The 14,157-nt window shown below is 66.4% G+C and carries 14 protein-coding genes and 1 pseudogene; 4 read left to right on the top strand and 11 right to left on the bottom strand.

Going from position 1 to position 14,157, the window contains the following annotated elements:
* Positions 1 to 16: 16 nt before the first annotated feature.
* From OKW30_RS27320 to OKW30_RS27355, 8 genes and pseudogenes are all read right to left on the bottom strand, one after another.
* Entirely contained in the window at positions 17 to 724 is a 708-nt protein-coding gene (locus OKW30_RS27320) for a PIG-L deacetylase family protein (RefSeq protein WP_429348140.1), read from the bottom strand.
* A 288-nt stretch (positions 725 to 1,012) separates the two neighbouring features.
* Positions 1,013 to 1,738, bottom strand: a complete 726-nt coding sequence (locus OKW30_RS27325) for an alpha/beta fold hydrolase (protein ID WP_429292403.1) — start codon at positions 1,736 to 1,738, stop codon at positions 1,013 to 1,015.
* A gap of 144 nt (positions 1,739 to 1,882) precedes the next feature.
* Positions 1,883 to 2,806, bottom strand: coding sequence for a LysR family transcriptional regulator (locus OKW30_RS27330; RefSeq protein WP_184037187.1), 924 nt, complete (start codon positions 2,804 to 2,806; stop codon positions 1,883 to 1,885).
* 89 nt (positions 2,807 to 2,895) lie between these two features.
* Positions 2,896 to 3,483, bottom strand: a complete 588-nt coding sequence (locus OKW30_RS27335; protein WP_429348141.1) for a nucleotidyltransferase family protein — start codon at positions 3,481 to 3,483, stop codon at positions 2,896 to 2,898.
* A 131-nt stretch (positions 3,484 to 3,614) separates the two neighbouring features.
* Positions 3,615 to 5,828 (bottom strand): xanthine dehydrogenase family protein molybdopterin-binding subunit, encoded by a 2,214-nt coding sequence (locus OKW30_RS27340; protein WP_429348142.1) that lies wholly within the window; start codon positions 5,826 to 5,828, stop codon positions 3,615 to 3,617.
* A complete protein-coding gene (locus tag OKW30_RS27345) occupies positions 5,825 to 6,826 on the bottom strand; it encodes an FAD binding domain-containing protein (protein ID WP_429348143.1) in 1,002 nt (333 codons plus the stop codon). The genes OKW30_RS27340 and OKW30_RS27345 overlap by 4 nt, the downstream gene beginning before the upstream one ends.
* 11 nt (positions 6,827 to 6,837) lie before the next feature.
* Positions 6,838 to 7,560, bottom strand: a complete 723-nt coding sequence (locus OKW30_RS27350; protein WP_429348144.1) for a (2Fe-2S)-binding protein — start codon at positions 7,558 to 7,560, stop codon at positions 6,838 to 6,840.
* Positions 7,561 to 7,828: 268 nt separating this feature from the next.
* Positions 7,829 to 7,915: pseudogene (locus OKW30_RS27355) on the bottom strand (formate hydrogenlyase); the annotation flags it as partial.
* A gap of 202 nt (positions 7,916 to 8,117) precedes the next feature.
* On the opposite strand from OKW30_RS27355, the gene xth reads away from it, so the two are divergent.
* On the top strand, positions 8,118 to 8,927 hold the full coding sequence (xth, locus tag OKW30_RS27360) for an exodeoxyribonuclease III (protein WP_429348145.1): 810 nt from the start codon (positions 8,118 to 8,120) through the stop codon (positions 8,925 to 8,927).
* Between the two features lie 96 nt (positions 8,928 to 9,023).
* Here xth and OKW30_RS27365 read toward each other — a convergent pair whose 3' ends face one another.
* Both OKW30_RS27365 and OKW30_RS27370 read right to left on the bottom strand, forming a co-directional pair.
* Positions 9,024 to 9,290 carry a CsbD family protein gene (locus OKW30_RS27365; protein ID WP_013091250.1) on the bottom strand — a complete coding sequence of 89 codons (267 nt, stop codon included), beginning with the start codon at positions 9,288 to 9,290 and terminating at the stop codon, positions 9,024 to 9,026.
* Positions 9,291 to 9,471: 181 nt separating this feature from the next.
* Positions 9,472 to 10,155 (bottom strand): Pr6Pr family membrane protein, encoded by a 684-nt coding sequence (locus tag OKW30_RS27370; protein WP_184072517.1) that lies wholly within the window; start codon positions 10,153 to 10,155, stop codon positions 9,472 to 9,474.
* Between the two features lie 283 nt (positions 10,156 to 10,438).
* Between OKW30_RS27370 and OKW30_RS27375 the strand changes: the two genes are divergently transcribed.
* Positions 10,439 to 11,851 carry a DUF2252 domain-containing protein gene (locus OKW30_RS27375; protein ID WP_429348146.1) on the top strand — a complete coding sequence of 471 codons (1,413 nt, stop codon included), beginning with the start codon at positions 10,439 to 10,441 and terminating at the stop codon, positions 11,849 to 11,851.
* 35 nt (positions 11,852 to 11,886) lie between these two features.
* Here the strand turns inward: OKW30_RS27375 and OKW30_RS27380 are convergent, their stop codons facing one another.
* A complete protein-coding gene (locus tag OKW30_RS27380; protein WP_184072513.1) occupies positions 11,887 to 12,720 on the bottom strand; it encodes a polysaccharide deacetylase family protein in 834 nt (277 codons plus the stop codon).
* Positions 12,721 to 12,994: 274 nt separating this feature from the next.
* Here OKW30_RS27380 and OKW30_RS27385 point away from each other — a divergent pair, with 274 nt between their 5' ends.
* Positions 12,995 to 13,759, top strand: coding sequence for an SDR family oxidoreductase (locus tag OKW30_RS27385; protein ID WP_429348147.1), 765 nt, complete (start codon positions 12,995 to 12,997; stop codon positions 13,757 to 13,759).
* Positions 13,760 to 13,861: 102 nt separating this feature from the next.
* A complete protein-coding gene (locus tag OKW30_RS27390) occupies positions 13,862 to 14,137 on the top strand; it encodes an oxidoreductase-like domain-containing protein (protein WP_090809369.1) in 276 nt (91 codons plus the stop codon).
* Positions 14,138 to 14,157 lie beyond the last annotated feature (20 nt).

Raw genomic sequence — 14,157 nt, forward strand, 5'->3', positions numbered from 1 at the left:
TGCTCGCTCCTTTTTGCTATTTCTTCGCGCGTTTGCGGCCGACGCTGAGCTGCCAGTAGCGCTCGGTCGCGAACACGTCGTCGTAGTTGCCGGCGCCGAACGCCCGCAACTGGCTCGCGTACGCGTTGACCGCTTCGCGTTTCAGATGCGCGCGGCGCTGCATGTCGATCGTGTGGCCCGCGCTCGGCGTTGCCGGCGTCGCGACGATGCCGCGCTGCACGAGATCGGCGAGCCGCGCCTGCACCGCGCCCGGCGTGAGCCGGTGAATCGCTTCTTCGTAACCGAACCAGTCCAGATGCGTGAGCCGCGGCAGGATCTCGCAGCACGCTTCGAATACCCGCGCGTGATCGTCGTGATGCAGGCCAAGCGGCATCAGCAGCGTGTTCACGGTCGTGCGGTAAATCGTTTCCTCCAGCGCCGCGGCCATCTGGCTGATCGACGGCGAGTCGGCGTACTGGCTGTCGCGAAACGGCATGCGCAGCGGGATCGCGTCGAGCACTTCGAGCGCACGGTTGTCTTCGATCGTGCGTTCGCGGACCGCTTCATGGGCGTTCGCGAAGCCCGCTTTTTCGTCCCACTCCGTGTGCATGTCGTGTTCGGGCGGCGCGGCGAACACGGTGCAGACAGCGGCATCGGGATGGGCGGCGAGCAAGGCGCCGCAACTGAAGACGGCGTCGTCGAAATGGGGCGAGACGATGAAAAGGCGTGGAGTGGTTTCGCTCATGGGCTTGCGTGTGGGGATTCGAGGCGTGACGGATGAGGCATCGAGCTGCCGGTCGTCAAGGCGCCGCGTGCGCAAAAAACGTGACGTCACCTCAGCTTAGGCGCAATTGGCGCGGCTTGCGCGCGAAACTTGCGGGGCGCAAAGCGCGTGCCTGAAAGACCGCGGATCGAACTTTCGATCCGTCCATCCAGTGACGGTCGTGGCTTTCCGGCTCGTCGCGCGCCGCCGTCAGGAGCCCTTGAAGCGCACGTTTTTTGTGTACTTCGCGAATTCTCCGAACACGAGTCCTTATAGCGACGCTCGCTCCAGAAACTTTCTGATCTCGAGAGAGTAGGCGCCAGGGTGCGAAAACCTGAACATGTGACCGGTGCGCGGCATGACGACTTCCTGCGAACCCTTGATGCCGTTCAGCAGGACCCCCGCGGCTTCTTTGCCGATCAGCTTGTCTTCCTCGGGAGTCAGGATCAGCGTGGGGACGTCGATCCTCTTCAGCAAGGCCGTATAGTCCGTCTTCTCGATCGAGCGGATGCGATTGACGTAGGCCTTATGCGACGTCTCCCTGATGAAGAAGTCGCGGCTCTTTCTGGTTGACCAGGGTATCTCTCCCTCCGCGTCAAACGACGAAGCCAACTGCGCTGCGTGGAACGAAAGAGTTAGCTGTCGATAAAAGGGCCCGGGGAAGAACGGTGCAAGCGCCGCCAGCGTCTTGAGCAAGGGCGAAGCGATCGGGCTCCTGGCAAAACCACCAGAGAGCACGAGGCCTTTCAGGCCCTTCGGCTGCCGCGTCGCAACCGCGATCGAGCAGACCGCGCCATACGAATCGCCAACCAACACATAGCTATCGAGGTCCTTCACCTGGTCAGCGATGAAGTCAGCCAACGTTTCCAGCTCGCACACGTCGTCCGGCAAACGAAGTGTACGCATCGGGCGACCCTGCAAGCAGGTCAACTGGTTGAGCTGCCACGGAGCTCCTGCGAAGCAAGGGATCATGACCAGGGTGGGGTCTGTTCTCATGGGGTACTCCGAGCGGGTTGAACAATCGATAACCGAACTCTATGTGGCCCGAGGTATTCGATCCAATGGCATTTACACAGCATGTCGATGCACGAGATTCATGGCCTCCATGTCGCTGCAACCGCGGCAAGCCCCTGCCGATGTTCAGTGGGCGATCATCATGTTGGTAATCCACTGAACGGCGGGTTCGTTGGCGCGCCCTCGGGCTCGAATCACAAGCACCTCCCAGCTCGGTAACGCCAGGGGGAGCTCGAAAAGACTCAGTTGCGCGGGATCCTGCATCCGGAGTGCGACCCGCTCGGCGATAACCGCAATCGATTGCGAAGCGCCGACCATGAAAGGAGCAGCCAGAAAGCTGGGGCAGGTCGCGCTCACCTTGCGGGTACGACCGACGGCCTCCAGCGCATCGTCGACAGCGCCTCGCGTATCGCCGCGCGGCGAGACCAGAATGTGCGGCAGCCGGGCGAAGTCATCCAGTTCCATGTGCAGCTTCTTGCCTCGCTTGACCAGAGCCGGGTGCCCCTTGCGCGCAATGCCGACGAAACGCTCCTTGTGGACAAGCTGGCAATCGAAACGCTGCGGGATCTGGGCAAAGGAGCCGGACCCTAGCACGATGTCGAGATCGCCGGCGTCCAACATGCGCAGCGCGGATTCGCTATCGGCCGGCCTGAGCCTCAGCACGACACCCGGCGCAGCGGCCTGGATTCCGGCCAGAACGGGGGCGATGACGGTCAATATGGCGTGATCAGTGGCCGCCACCGAGAGCATCGCCTGCACGCGAGCTGGATCGAACGGGCCACGTGGACTGGCGACGAGCCTGACCGACTCGAGCACCGCCGCCACTCGCGGCATTAATTCGATGGCCAGCGGCGTCGGCTCGATCCCGCGGGGGTGACGAATGAACAGCTGATCAGCAAAGGCAGTACGCAGCCTCGATAAGGCGTGGCTGGTGGCGGACTGGGACAAATGCAGTCGTTCGGCGGCGCGGCCGACGTGCCTTTCGGTCCAAAGTGCCTCAAGTACAACCAGAAGATTGAGATCGAAACGCGTCAGATCCAGGGGCTTCATGCCGTATCAGTGTTCCTTTCCTTGTCCGGCAAGATTCTCGATGTCGACCGGCTGCGGGCAGCCAGTCTCGGCGAGGCTGATGTTGGCGGCTAGAGCGTGCGCAAATCGTCCGGCGTGTCCACGTCGCGCAGAATGCCGGGATCGTCGACGTCGATGCGCGTCAGCGCGTGTGACCTGAGCAGCGCTTTCGCGCCGGTGTCGCCGTCCAGCGCGAGTAGCGCGTCGCGATGCTCGCTGCCGAAGCCGACCGGATGGCCGCGCTGGCCGTCGTAGAACGGCGCGACGAGCAGCGCGCCGTTGTCGAGCGCGCGGGCTACCGCTTCGATCGTCGGAACCGCAATGCGCGGCATATCGGCGAGCGCGACGATCCAGCCCTCGGCGTCGTCGCTCGCTTCGATACCGGCGGCGAGGCTCGCGCCCATGCCGCGCTCGGCGCTCGCCGCAAACACGACATCACAGCCGGCATCGTTCAGCGCGCGGGCGAGCGCGTCGGAGCCCGGCCGCACGACAGCGAGCACCCGCGTCACGACCCGCAGCAGCCGATGCGCGGCTTCATGCGCAACCGGCTTGCCGTCGGGCATACGTGCGAGCAGTTTGTTGTGCAGCCCGTGCGGATCGAAGCGCGAGCCGAAACCGGCGGCGAGCAACACACCAGTGGCGAGCGAGGCGTAGGCCATCGGCGGATACCGGTAGACAGGAATGCCCCCGATTGTGCGATGCAACGGGGCGCGAAGCAAGCGGCAAGGCACGCCCGATGCAAGCCGCCCGCCGCTTTCGCTTTCACTCCAATTCCGGCACTGCCGCCGGTTCAGGTCCGCACCACCTTGTCCAGCGTGATCGGCAGATCGCGCACCCGCACGCCGGTCGCGTTGTACACCGCGTTCGCGATCGCGGCCACCACGGCCGTGATGCCGATCTCGCCGATACCGCGCACGCCGAGCGAGTTGATATAAGGATCGGGCCGGTCGATGAAGGTGATGTCGAGCGTGCCGATATCGGCATTCACCGGCACGTGATACTCGGCGAGGTTCGCGTTCGTGAAGCGTCCGAAGCGCGCATCGAGCGTGCTTTCCTCCTGCAGCGCCGCGCCGATGCCCCATACGATGCCGCCCATCATCTGGCTGCGCGCGGTCTTCTGGTTCAGCACGCGGCCGACGTCGTACACCGCGACCACGCGCGGCACGCGGATCGTGCCGAGCTCGGCATCGACGTGGACCTCGACGAACACCGCGCCGAACGAGTGGAACGAGTACTTCTGCTTCTCGTCGCCGGGCTTCACGGTCGCGCTCGCCTCGATCGGCTTGCCACCCGCGCGCGCGATGATCGCCGCGGCCGGATCGCGCTTGCCCGGTTGCGAGCGGCTCACGACCCAGCCGCTTGCGACGGTGACGTCATCGAGCGGCAGGGCATGCACGGGCGACGCCGCATCGGCAAGCGCCAGCGCGATCAGCTGGCTGCGCGCCTGGCTCGCCGCGTCGCGCACCGCAGGCGATACGCTCGCCGCCGACTGCGAACCGCCCGAGCCCGGCGCGCGCGGCAGCGACGAATCGCCGAGCGCGAAGCGGATCTGCTCGGGCGTGAAGCCGAGCGCATCGGCGGCGACCTGGGTCATCACCGTGTAGGTGCCGGTGCCGATGTCCTGCGTGCCCGATGCGACCACCGCGGTGCCGTCCGGCAGAATCTGCGCAAGCGCCGACGCCTCGCTGCGGTTGGCCGGATAGGTCGCGGTCGCCATGCCCATGCCGATCAGCGTGTTGCCGTCGCGTCTCGAACATGGCGCGTGCGGGCGGCGCGACCAGCCGAACTTCTCGGCGCCGACCTGGTAGCACTCGCGCAGCGACTTGCCCGACCACGGCTTGTGCTCCTGCGGATCGCTGTCCGCGTAGTTCTTCAGGCGCAGCGCGAGCGGGTCCATCTTCAGCGCGACGGCGAGTTCGTCCATCGCCGATTCGAGCGCGAACGAGCCGGTGGTTTCTCCGGGTGCGCGCATGAAGGTCGGCGTGCCGACATTGAGTTGCACGAGCCGGTGCGTCGTTATCTGGTTGGGCACCGCGTACAGCATGCGCGTGACCATGCAGCAGGTCTCGGTCCAGTCTTCGATCATCGACGTGTTCGAGATGCTGTCGTGACGCATCGCGCTCAGCGTGCCGTCATGTCGCGCGGCGATCACGAAGTGCTGCTCGGTGCGCGGCCGCGCGCCGACCGGGCCGAACATCTGCGGGCGTTCGAGCGCGAGCCGCACGGGCCGCCCGGTTTGCCGCGCGGCCATCGCGCACAGCGACACGTGCGACCACGACGAGCCCTTGCAGCCGAAGCCGCCGCCGATCAGCGGCGAGATCACGCGCACGTCGGACACAGGGATGGCGAACGTCTTCGCGAGCACCTGCGCGGCGCCGCTCACGCCCTGCGTCGAGTCGTAGACCGTCAACTGCGGGCCGTCCCATTGCGCCATCGTCGCGTGGGGCTCCATCGGGTTGTGGTGCTCGATCGGCGTCGTATAGGTCGCTTCGATATGCACGTCGCCGCTTTGCATGCCGTCCTCGAAGCTGCCGCGCTGCGTGTCGGTCTGGCGGCCCTGCGGCTTGTCCGGCGCATGCGCGTGCGCCTTCGCCTGCTCGAAGTCGAGCGCCGCGGCGCCCGGCTGATAGGCGATGCGCAGCTGGCGAGCGGCATCGGCCGCATGTTCGAGCGTATCGGCGACGACCACCGCGACCGGCTCGTTGCTGTAGTGCACTTTGTTATCCTGCAGAAGCGACAGATGCCGGCCGGCCGGCGGCGCGAGCGCGGGCCGGCCGCCATTCGGCAGGCGCGGCGCGTTCTGGTAGGTCATCACGAGCAGCACGCCGGGCACGGCCTCGGCGCGGCTGGCATCGATCGACGCGATCGTGCCGGCCGCGATCGTGCTCGTCACGAGCACCGCATGCGCGAGGCGCGCCCCGGGGAATTCGGCTGCATAACGCGCGTCGCCGGTCACCTTCAGCAGTCCGTCGACGCGATCGAGCGGTTGTCCGATCAGATTCATGCGATACCTCCGGCGTTGCCGGCTGCCTGATTGACCGCACGCACGATCGCGCGCTGCGCGAGCTGCACCTTGAAGGCGTTGTCGTGGCGCGGCTGCGCGCCGCTCAACGCGGCCGCGGCGGCGTTCTTCAGCGTGGCCCGGCTGAGCGGCTGGCCGTTCAGCATCTGCTCGGCCACGTTCACGCGCCATGGTTTGTGCGCGACGCCGCCGAGCGCGATGCGCGCGCTCTGAACACGCTCGCCGTCCATCTGCAACGCGGCCGCGACCGATACGAGCGCGAACGCGTAGCTGGCGCGGTCACGCACCTTCAGATAGTGCGAATGCGCGCTGAAGAGCGGCGGCGGCAGATCGACCGCGGTGATCAGCTCGCCGGGCTGCAAGGTGGTATCGACATCGGGCCGGTCGCCCGGCAGCCGATGGAAATCGGCGAACGCGATCGTGCGCTCGCCCTTGGGACCGCTCACGCGCACCAGCGCATCGAGCGCGGCCAGCGCGACGCTCATATCCGACGGGTTGACCGCAATGCATTGCGGGCTCGCGCCGAGGATCGCATGCGCGCGGTTATGGCCGTCGAGCGCCGCGCAGCCGCTGCCGGGCAGGCGCTTGTTGCACTGCGTGAACGCGGTGTCGTAGAAGTAGCCGCAGCGGGTGCGTTGCAGCAGATTGCCGCCGACCGTCGCCATGTTGCGCAACTGCGCCGACGCGCCCGCGAGCAGCGCTTGCGACAGCAGCGGGTACTGCTCGCGCACCAGCGCGTGATTGGCCGCGTCGCTGTTGCGCACCAGCGCGCCGATGCGGATGCCGCCGCCGGGCAGCGTCGTCACCGAGTCGAGGCCGCCGATGTGCGTGATATCGATGAGCCGCACCGGCCGCGCGACGCCGCCCTTCATCAGATCAAGCAGATTCGTGCCGCCGCCGATGAATACCGCGCCCGGCTGTTGCACGGCGCGCACCGCGCTGGCGATGTCGCCGGCGCGTTCGTAGGAGATCGCATCCATGTCGGTCTCCGTCAGGCGTTGTCGTGCGCGGCGCGGACCGCGGCGACGATGTTCACGTACGCCCCGCAGCGGCAGATGTTGCCGCTCATGCGTTCGCGGATTTCGTCGTCGGTGAGCGCGGCGGGACGCGCGCGCACGTCGGCGGTCACGGTGCTCGCCGTGCCGTTGCGGAATTCGCCGAGCAGGGCGGTCGCCGAGCACAACTGCCCGGGCGTACAGTAGCCGCACTGGAACGCATCGTGTTCGATGAACGCGGCCTGCACCGGACTCAACGCGCCGTTGCTCGCGAGTCCTTCGACGGTCGTGATGTTCTCGCCTTCGTGCATGACCGCGAGCGTCAGACACGAGTTGATGCGGCGGCCGTCGACGAGCACCGTGCAGGCGCCGCATTGACCGCGGTCGCAGCCTTTCTTCATGCCCATCAGACCCGCGTATTCGCGCAACGCGTCGAGCAGCGTCACGCGCGGTTCGAGCTGCAGCGTGTACGCGCGGCCGTTGACGGTCAACGTGACGGGGCGCGGCGGCACCACGGGGTTGCCTGGCGGCGCGGGTGAGGCGGGCGCCGGCGCTTGCGTTTGCGCGCGCAGATGCGGCGCCGCACCGATCGTCGCGGCGGCCGCCGCCGATTGCAGGAAGCGACGTCGTGACGGTTGGGAAGGCGTGGTGGTGGGCTCGGCGGTGGACTCTGATGCGGGGGCGTCCCCGCAATGCTGACATTCTGCAGGCGTGGTCATGACGACTGTTGACTCCACTGAAAGGTCAATGCAGGCCGACGACGCGTCGATGTCCAACGCATCGCGTTGAAACAAAACTATTGCGCAGCAATTTGAATGCCGTTGCAGCTAACACGGTATTAAAAACTCGCTGCAAGCGCAAAGCCGATCTGCGCAATAAAGGCAGGCCAATATGCGCAATGACCGCGATGGAGCCCGGCTGGAGCCACGCAAACACGGGCAACAGTTGCACGTTGCAACGGGGAAAATGCGAAATCGACCTCCGGGCTCAACGCGCCCGGCAGGCTGCGAGGATGCCTCGCAGCAAATCGATCGGCGGCGGCGGACATCCGGGGATCGTCAGACTTACGGGCAGCTTCGCCGCGGATGTCGACAGGTTTGAACTGGACGGAAAATGTCCGCTTTGCGGGTGATAAATTTGGAACTGGCCAACCGGGCCGAAATGGAGTCGGTGCTATGAGCAAAACCGATCGGGGATAACACCCTGATTGCCGCGCGCGTTCGCGGGCGACCGAGTATCGCGACGTCGCGGAGCAATAGGCGAGGGAGGGATGATCATGACGAAGCTGCGCATTGCGACGTTCAACATCAACGGTATCCGCTCGCGGCAGGCGGCGCTATTGCACTGGCTCGAGCGCGAGGCGCCGGACGTCGTGTGCCTGCAGGAACTGAAGGCGGTGGATAGCGCATTTCCAGTCGACGCATTGCGCGACGCCGGTTATGGCGCCGTGTGGCAAGGCCAGAGCGCATGGAACGGTGTGGCGATTCTGGCCAAAGGCGACGCACCGCTCGAACGTCGGCGCGGTCTGCCCGGTTTCGAAGACGACACGCATAGCCGTTACATCGAGGCCGCGGTCGGCGGCGTGCTGATCGTGTGTTTGTACCTGCCGAACGGCAATCCGCAGCCCGGCCCCAAGTTCGACTACAAGCTCGCGTGGTTCGATCATCTGATCGCGCATGCGGCGCAGCTCTACCAGAGCGGCCACCCGGTCGTGATCGCTGGGGACTTCAACGTCGTGCCGACCGACGAAGACATCTACAACCCGCGCTCGTGGCTAAAGGACGCGCTGCTGCAGCCGGAGAGCCGCGAGCGTTATCGCAGGCTGCTCGCGCAAGGCTGGACCGATGCGCTGCGCACGCATTTCGGCGACGAACGCGTGTACACGTTCTGGGATTATTTCCGCCGTCATTGGGATACGAATTCGGGGCTGCGCATCGATCATCTGCTGCTGAGCGCCGACCTCGCGCCGCGCCTGCGCGATGCGGGCGTCGACCGTTGGGTGCGCGGCGAACCGCATGCCAGCGACCACGCGCCGACGTGGATCGAACTGGAAATGGGCGCCGGCCGCAAGAAGAAGAGCGGCTAGTGAAGCGGCGGGCGATCCGCTTGCGGCGGATCGCCCGCTTTGGCGCGACTGCTGCGCCCTGTTGATCGGCGCCTATGATCCGGCGCCGTGCCTGCTTCAGTCGTAGTCGCGACCGCCGCGCGACCACAGCGCGCCCATCACGAACCCGGCGAGAGCAACCACGGCCAGCGTCGTGAACGGGTTTTCGGCCGTCGTATCGCGCACGAGGCTCGTCGTATTCGCGCATAACTGCTGCGCCTTGCCGCTCAATTCGCGCGCCTTGCCCGCCACCTGCGCGCTGGTGTCGCCGACGGCATCGCCGACCGCGCTTTGCACCTTGCCCGCGACTTCCTTTACCGCGCCTGCCGCTGAATTCGTATCCATATGCATCGCTCCTGTTGTCATATTTACGTGCGGACCCGCTGCAATTGCAACGCGCTCGCACAAGGGCGCCGCGCAAGCCGTGCCAGTGCGGCGTGAGCCTGCGTCAGTGACGAAAGGCGCGCAAGAAGTGCGCCCGGCGACGGGACGCCATGCATCCGGCCAAACGGGACGTGCTCGAACATCATCGTCGACGCCCGAAATTGATGCCGACGAACACGGCCAGCAGCATCAGAAAACCGCCGAACAGCAGCGCGGCATTGACGAGCACCTGGCGCAGCCCGAGCGTTTCGACGTCGATGAACGGATACGGATAAAAATCCGACAGGCTGCCGCGCCAGAACGTGATGCCGAGATAGGCGAGCGGATAGACGAGCCACAGCGGAGCGTGGCGCAACCGCAGATGAAAACGCGGCACGAACAGCACCCAGTAGAGCGCGGCGAGCATCGGCAGCACGCTGTGCAGCGACTCGTTGAGCAGGCGCCGGTACGGCGACAGCGGCCACAGTCCGCGCAACAGCAGGTTGTACGCGAGGCCGACGAACACGATGTACGCGACCACCGCGGTCACGACCGTGGGCTGCCGGAAAAAGCGCACGAGTGGCGAGCGATGCTTCCACAGCACGATGCAGGTGAAGCAGAGCGCACTGGCGAGCACCGTCAGATTGGTCAGGTAGCTGCTCATGCGCGCGAGCGCGTCGAACACGGTGAGCCCGCGCGCGAGCGAGCGATCGATCGTGAGGTCGGCTTGCGCGAGGATCGCCATCCACGCGATCAGCGCAATGACCGCCGCCAACGTCAGCGACGACACACTGGGCGTATGCAGCGGCAGCTCGGGCTCGCGCTGCGGAGCGAGGGTAGGGCGCATGCGCTCGATTCTACGCGCGGTGCGCGCGCGGCTGCATGGGCTTTCGCGCCCACGCGCGCCGGCGTTGGCAAAATACTACGGCGTACTACGCGAGCTACTGGCTGGCTGTAAAGCCGGTTGCAAGCTCGCCGCCACGGCTGCAAGCGCCGCGCTCACTGGCGGCGATTCATCGTGTGTTTCGACCCGTTATGATCGCGGCTGCAGCCCTCGATGTTAACGACGCCGTGCGCGGCAAGCAGTCTCTGTCAGCGCCGGCTCAAGACTCGCCAAACGGAGAGAAAGCATGAAAGCCAGCCCCATTGCCGAACGGGAAGCGCGCGGCCGCGCCGCGCGCGAGCATTCGAAACGCTCGAGTCACCGGGCGGTCGGCGAGTTGCACCGCGATCCGATCGAGCTGCTGAAACAGAGCAGCGCGGAGCGCGTCGAGAATCTGGTGCCGCTGCGCTATGGGCGCATGGCTGCCTCGCCGTTCTCGTTCTTTCGAGGCAGCGCGATTCTGCAGGCGCACGATCTGAGCAAGGTGCACGACACCGGCCTCACCATGCCGATCTGCGGCGACGGCCATCTGATGAATTTCGGCGGCTTCGCAACGCCCGAGCGGCAACTGGTCTTCGACCTGAGCGACTTCGACGAAGTCTCGATCGGCCCGTTCGAATGGGACCTGAAACGCCTGTGCGCGAGCCTCGTCGTGGCCGCGCGCCAGATGCGCCTGAGCCGCGGCACCGCCGAGAGTCTGGTGATGACCGCGGTCGGCTCGTATCGCGATCGTGTCGCGCAATATGCGCAGTTCGGCGCGCTCGACCTGTGGTACGACCGCATCACGTTCGACCGCATGGCCGAGATCGCACTGACGCCCGAGCGTCGGCGCGCGGTGCGGCGCGGCATGGAGAAGGCCGCGAGCCGCACGCATGAAAGCCTGCTCGAAAAAATGGCCTCGTTCGACGGCAATCGTTGGACCATCCACGATGCGCCGCCCGCGCTGTTTCACGTGCACGGTGCGAACACGTTGTTGACGGCCGAGGAAACCGAAACCTACCGGACCGGCAACGTCGACAAGATGGTCGAGCAAGTGTGGGACGAGTACCGCAAGACGATGTCGCACGATCGGCGCGAACTGCTGGATCAGTTCACGAGGCACGACGTCGTGTTCAAGGCGGTCGGCGTCGGCAGCGTCGGCACGCGTTGTCTGGTCGTGCTGCTCGTCGATCACATGGGCAAGCCGTTGTTCCTGCAATTGAAGCAGGCGCGGCCGTCGGTCATCGCGCAGTTCTACAGGTCGCCGGCGGTCAAGCATCAGGGCGAGCGCGTCGTGCAAGGACAGCGGCTGCTGCAGGCCGCGAGCGACGTCTTCCTCGGCTGGGGGACCGGGCCGCTCGGGCGGCATTTCTATTTCCGCCAACTGCGCGACATGAAGCTGTCCGCGAATATCGAGCTGTTCGACAGCGATCTGCTCGACGGCTATGCGCGGCTATGCGGCTGGATCATGGCGCGCGCGCATGCGAAGGCGAGCGGCGAGGCGATCGAGATCAGCGCGTACATCGGCCGCGGCGATCAGTTCGGCGAAGCGCTGAGCGGTTACGCGAGCGCCTACGCGGATCAGGTCGAGCGCGACTACGACGTGTTCATCAAAGCGTGCCGCGACGGCAAGCTCGAAGCGCGCACCGACGAGGACATGGCGGCGGATTTCCGTGTGTAGCGCTGCGTGCGCGTGGTGTCACTTCACGCGCACCGTCACGCATCGGCGCGCGCTTCGCGCAGCGTGACGAAACGCAGATGGCGCTCGCGCGCCGCTTCGATCACGCTCGGCAGCACCGCGAGAATCAGCGGCTGGCCTTCGATCGTCAGCGCGGCGTTGCCATCGTGCAGCAACAGGATGTCGCGCGCGGCGAGACCATCGAGCAGCCGCCGCGCAACCACGTGAGGATCACGCTCGCGCGTATCGTAGCCGCGCCGTGTCCAGGCCGCGAGACGCAGGTCGAGCTTGCGCAGCACCGGCTCCAGGAAGAGGTTGCGCAGGCCGGCGGGCGCGCGGAAAAACATCGGCCGCGCGCCGCTGACGGTTTCGAGCGTGCGTTGCGCGGCGGCGATCTCGCGCGTCAACGCGCGCGGAAACGTGACCGAAAACGTATGCACGTGCACCTGCGAGTGATTTTCGAGCCCATGCCCACGCGCGACGATCTCGCGCGCGAGTTGCGGATAGCGCTCGACCTTCGCGCCGATGCAGAAGAACGTCGCGCGCACGTCGAACGCGTCGAGCAGATCGAGCACTTGCGGCGTGACGGCGGGATCGGGACCGTCGTCGATGGTCAGCGCGATTGCATCCGCGTTGCGCGGGTTCGCCGGCAGGCGGGTCCAGTTGGGCCCGAGCAGGGTGGTGCGCGGCAATAGTCCGGCGATCGTGAACAGCGCGTGGTTCGCGACGATCGTGGCGAGCCACCATGGCCACGCGGCCGGTGCGACAGCCACGCCGATCAGCACGATCACGTGCCAGCCGATCGTGCCGTTCAGCAGTGCGGAGTTGCGGCTACGCGGCCAGCGGCGCGGCGGGTTCGGGCATTCATTCATCGAACGTGCTTCCAGTACGCCTTCCTCCGTCCCGGGAAGGCCGTGAATCTTGCGCGCTGCGCAACCGCGAACGATACCACTGTTGCGCTCGTCGACGTGCCGCGTTCGGCGGCCACGTACCCCGGTGAAAGCGCCCTGAAAGACGTCGCGCGGTTTGCGATCGCGGATTCGCTGTTGTATGGTGCGGGGCGAAAAGAGTCGCGCGTGTCGATGGCGATCGGACCGATCGCCGCAACAAGCTCGCGTCGCTACCCAATACAACAGGAGATGCGTGATGTCGGAAACAGGAAACGGAAAAGTGGCGCTGGTGACGGGCGCGGGCAGCGGCATCGGCAGCGCGTGCGCACTGACGCTCGCGCAGCACGGCTATAGCGTGGTGCTCGCCGGCCGCCGCCAGGCCGCGCTCGATGCGGTCGCGCAGGAAGCGCGGGCGCTGCGCGGCGACGCGCTCGCGGTTGCGTGTGACGTGACCGACGCCGACAGCGTCGCCGCGCTTTTCGACACGATCCGCGCGCGCTTCGGCCGGCTCGACGTGCTGTTCAACAACGCGGGACGCAACGGCTCGCCCGTCGATCTCGACGAAGTGAGCATCGACGAATGGCGTTCCATCGTCGATACCAATCTGAACGGCGTGTTCCTGTGCACGCGCGCGGCGTTCGGCCTGATGAAGACGCAGAATCCGCGCGGTGGCCGCATCATCAACAACGGCTCGATCTCCGCGCATGCGCCGCGCCCGAACAGCGCCGCGTACACGGCGACCAAGCACGCGATTACCGGACTCACGAAGGCGGTGTCGCTCGACGGCCGCAAATACGACATCGTGTGCGGGCAGATCGACATCGGCAACGCGGGGACCGAGATGGCCGCGCGAATGGCGCGCGGCGTGCCGCAAGCGAACGGCGAGATCGCGGTCGAGCCGCTGATGGACGTGCAGCACGTCGCCGACGCGGTGCTGCATATGGCGAGCCTGCCGCTGTCGGCGAACGTGCAGTTCATGACGATCATGGCGAGCAAGATGCCGTTCGTCGGGCGCGGCTGAGCGGCGCGCAGCACCGGCTCACAACGCCGGGGCGGGGAGCGGGGCGCGCGCGTTCAACTTATACTGGGCGCTTAGCCGTCTTTCCACGCAAAGCAAGCCGCCGTGCCCCGCGCCACACCCAGCGACGACCCGCCGCCGCAGCCGCCCGTGCGGCCCGATCTCGACGACTGCTGTCATAGCGGCTGCACGCAGTGTGTGTTCGATCTCTACGATGAAGCGCTGGAGCGCTACGAGCTCGCGCTGGCTGCGTGGCACAAGCGGCAGGCGCAGAAGGCGCGGCCAGCGCGGCGACCGGACACGCAGGGCGCGAAGTCGAAACCGCAAGCCGACGCGCGTCGCTCGACACCCACGCGCGGCAAACCGAGCCCTCGCCGCTGATTCGCGCACGAATTCGCGCC

It is taken from the genome of Paraburkholderia sp. Clong3 (assembly GCF_050436485.1).
Classification (GTDB): domain Bacteria; phylum Pseudomonadota; class Gammaproteobacteria; order Burkholderiales; family Burkholderiaceae; genus Paraburkholderia; species Paraburkholderia tuberum.

Coding starts and splice junctions, on each gene's coding strand:
- OKW30_RS27320 (WP_429348140.1), bottom strand. CDS start 724: ATGAGCGAAACCACTCCACGCCTTTTCATCGTCTCGCCCCATTTCGAC.
- OKW30_RS27325 (WP_429292403.1), bottom strand. CDS start 1,738: ATGAGAACAGACCCCACCCTGGTCATGATCCCTTGCTTCGCAGGAGCT.
- OKW30_RS27330 (WP_184037187.1), bottom strand. CDS start 2,806: ATGAAGCCCCTGGATCTGACGCGTTTCGATCTCAATCTTCTGGTTGTA.
- OKW30_RS27335 (WP_429348141.1), bottom strand. CDS start 3,483: ATGGCCTACGCCTCGCTCGCCACTGGTGTGTTGCTCGCCGCCGGTTTC.
- OKW30_RS27340 (WP_429348142.1), bottom strand. CDS start 5,828: ATGAATCTGATCGGACAACCGCTCGATCGCGTCGACGGACTGCTGAAG.
- OKW30_RS27345 (WP_429348143.1), bottom strand. CDS start 6,826: ATGGATGCGATCTCCTACGAACGCGCCGGCGACATCGCCAGCGCGGTG.
- OKW30_RS27350 (WP_429348144.1), bottom strand. CDS start 7,560: ATGACCACGCCTGCAGAATGTCAGCATTGCGGGGACGCCCCCGCATCA.
- xth (WP_429348145.1), top strand. CDS start 8,118: ATGACGAAGCTGCGCATTGCGACGTTCAACATCAACGGTATCCGCTCG.
- OKW30_RS27365 (WP_013091250.1), bottom strand. CDS start 9,290: ATGGATACGAATTCAGCGGCAGGCGCGGTAAAGGAAGTCGCGGGCAAG.
- OKW30_RS27370 (WP_184072517.1), bottom strand. CDS start 10,155: ATGCGCCCTACCCTCGCTCCGCAGCGCGAGCCCGAGCTGCCGCTGCAT.
- OKW30_RS27375 (WP_429348146.1), top strand. CDS start 10,439: ATGAAAGCCAGCCCCATTGCCGAACGGGAAGCGCGCGGCCGCGCCGCG.
- OKW30_RS27380 (WP_184072513.1), bottom strand. CDS start 12,720: ATGAATGAATGCCCGAACCCGCCGCGCCGCTGGCCGCGTAGCCGCAAC.
- OKW30_RS27385 (WP_429348147.1), top strand. CDS start 12,995: ATGTCGGAAACAGGAAACGGAAAAGTGGCGCTGGTGACGGGCGCGGGC.